Annotated in this window: 3 protein-coding genes; 1 reads left to right on the plus strand and 2 read right to left on the minus strand. The window is 70.1% G+C overall.

Annotated features, from left to right (window positions below):
* The coding region (locus tag PROKR_RS01240) for a P-loop NTPase (protein ID WP_157601795.1) at nt 1-296 on the minus strand (296 nt) is incomplete at its 3' end.
* Nucleotides 297-550: 254 nt separating this feature from the next.
* Between PROKR_RS01240 and PROKR_RS01245 the strand changes: the two genes are divergently transcribed.
* A complete protein-coding gene (locus PROKR_RS01245; protein ID WP_084800188.1) occupies nt 551-1,375 on the plus strand; it encodes an HAD family hydrolase in 825 nt (274 codons plus the stop codon).
* A gap of 633 nt (nt 1,376-2,008) precedes the next feature.
* On the opposite strand, the gene PROKR_RS01250 is transcribed toward PROKR_RS01245, so the two are convergent.
* On the minus strand, nt 2,009-2,570 hold a 562-nt coding region (locus PROKR_RS01250; RefSeq protein ID WP_036959021.1), incomplete at its 5' end, for an oxidoreductase.

Genomic DNA, 2,570 nt, shown 5'->3' on the forward strand with positions numbered 1-2,570 from the left:
AGCACGGGCACCGCACCCCAGCGGGGCAGCGCCGCGACCACCCCGACCCCGTCGACCTCGCCGCGCGCCTCGACGAGGTCCGGCCAGCGCGCGCCCCGGACACCGTCGGACCCGAGCAGCAGGTCCGTCCCTGGACCGTGGGCGTCGAGGTCCACCAGCGTGGCTCGCTCCCCGCCGCGACGCAGGCCGTGCGCCACACAGGCGGCGACCACCGACGCGCCCGCGCCTCCGCGGGCCCCGACCACACCGATCACTCGACCCGGTTCCGGCCGGACACCACCCACCGTGCTGACCATCGCGTCCCCTCCGCCCGACCCAGGCCCGGGCGCTCACCCGGGTTCCGCCATCAGGTTGGCCGGTCGAACCCGTGCCTCGCCGGCCACTTCGAGGGGGCTGTGCACGAACGGCTAAAAGTGGTGCCTGTGGTCGGGCTCGTGGGCCCGTCCCGCCGTGCGGAGGGTCTGCCGTCCGGCCGGACGAGTTCCATCCAGTTGGGAGAACACGCAATCAGGAGGCGGCTCCGACGGACCGCCCCCGCTAGGCTCGTCGCGTGACCGAGCAGGTGCCCCAGACCGCTTCTCGAACGCTGTCGCACGCTCCGCGTACCGCCGCGTTCTTCGACCTCGACAAGACGATCATCGCCACGAGCTCGTCGGCGGCGTTCTCGAGGCCGTTCCTGGCGGGCGGTCTGCTCTCGCATGCCGACGTACTACGCAGCGCCTACGCCCACTTCGTCTTCATGATCGGCAACGCCGACGCGGACCAGACCGAGCGGATGCGCGCGCACCTGTCGTCGCTCGTGACCGGCTGGGACGTGGAGAAGGTCCGGCAGATCGTCACCCAGACCGTGCACGAGCTCATCGACCCCTACGTCTACGCGGAGGCCGTGGAGCTCATCGCCGAGCACCATGCGGCCGGTCGCGACGTGGTGGTGGTCTCTGCGTCCGCCGCGGTGCTGGTGGAGCCCATCGCGGCCGTGCTCGGCGCGGACCACGTGCTGTCCACGCAGATGACGGTCGAGGACGGTCGCTTCACCGGCGAGATCGACTTCTACAACTACGGCGACAACAAGGCGGTGGGCGTCCGGCGGCTCGCCGTGAGCGAGGGCTACGACCTGGCGCAGAGCTTCGCCTACTCGGACTCCATCACGGACGCCCCGATGCTGGCCGCGGTCGGCCATGCGTTCGTGGTCAACCCGGACCGGGTCCTGAAGCGCCGTGCCGTGCAGTCCGGCTGGGGCGTGCTCGCGTTCACCCGCCCGATCGCGCTACGTCCTCGCATCGAGCCGCTCCCGGTCCTCGCTGTCGTGGGCACCGTCGCGGTGGGCGTCGCCGTGTGGCTGATCTGGCGGGCGGCTCGCCGCCGCTCGGCCTGACGCCGGCCGCCAGGTACTCCCAGCGTTCGGCAGTTGGCATCGAGATCGGCTCAGGCCTGAGCCGATCTCGATGCCAACTGCCGAACCGACGAACTAACTGCTGCCGAACACCGCATCAGGTCAAGGAACGGTAAGGCCGAAGATTTTCCCCAGGAATTGCGCGCATGACAGGAATTGGCAATTGTGAAGATCGGCGCGCTCAGGTTGCTTTTGTGACGAGTAGGCAGTGTGATTGTGTTCACAGCAAGTTTCCAGGGCGGCAGGGACCGTGCTCCGGGTCGAGAAGGCGTCAGTCCGATCGACAGCGAACGACGTGCACGGTCAACCCCGTCCAGCTGGTGAGAGCGGAACCCGGCTTGAGGATGCTCCCGGATTCCGTGCTCGTAGGCCGAGATCTCGCCACCGCAGTGGCCGGGCCCTCGCACTTCCGGATCGCGAACGGAAAATGCGAGGAGCCCGGCCGCACGGCGAATCGTTTCGCGGAATGCACGCCGGCCGGAAAAGAATCACCACACCCGGCATTCTCCAGGCGTCGAAACGTCGGCAGCCGTGATTCCCGCTCATCGCAGAGCCGAACTCACCGCACCCACGGCCCATAAATCCGGCGCCGCAAAATCAACGCAAAACTCGGCATCACCGCCACCGCGCCCGCGAGTACTGCGGCTGCACCCCCACGCCGGCGTCCACGGGAACCGTACCGATCTCCTCGCGCAGCGTGTGTGCCGCGCGCAACGGCCAGTGCGGGTCGCGCAGGGCCTCCCGGCCGATCATGACGGCGTCCGCCGAGCCCTCCACGAGGATCTGCTCGGCCTGGACGGCGTCGCTGATGAGCCCCACCGCGCTCACCGGCAGCCCGGACACCTCGCGCACCCGGCGCGCGTACGGCACCTGGTATCCCGGTCCGACGGCGATCGACGCGGGCGCCACGCCGCCGGTCGACACGTCGATCAGGTCGGCCCCGACCGGGCCGAGCCGCTTGGCGACGGCGGCGACGTCGTCGACCCCGAGTCCGTCGTCCATCCAGTCGGTAGCGGAGAGCCGGACCAGCACGGGCAGGTCCTCCGGCCAGGCCTCGCGCACGGCACCGACGGTCTCCTCGACGAGCCGCGAGCGCGCCCCAGCTGACCCGCCGTACTCGTCGGCCCGCGAGTTGGCGACCGGCGACAGGAACTGGTGCAACAGGTAGCCGTGGGCC

The sequence above is a fragment of the Promicromonospora kroppenstedtii DSM 19349 genome (assembly GCF_000515355.1).
Taxonomy (GTDB): domain Bacteria; phylum Actinomycetota; class Actinomycetes; order Actinomycetales; family Cellulomonadaceae; genus Promicromonospora; species Promicromonospora kroppenstedtii.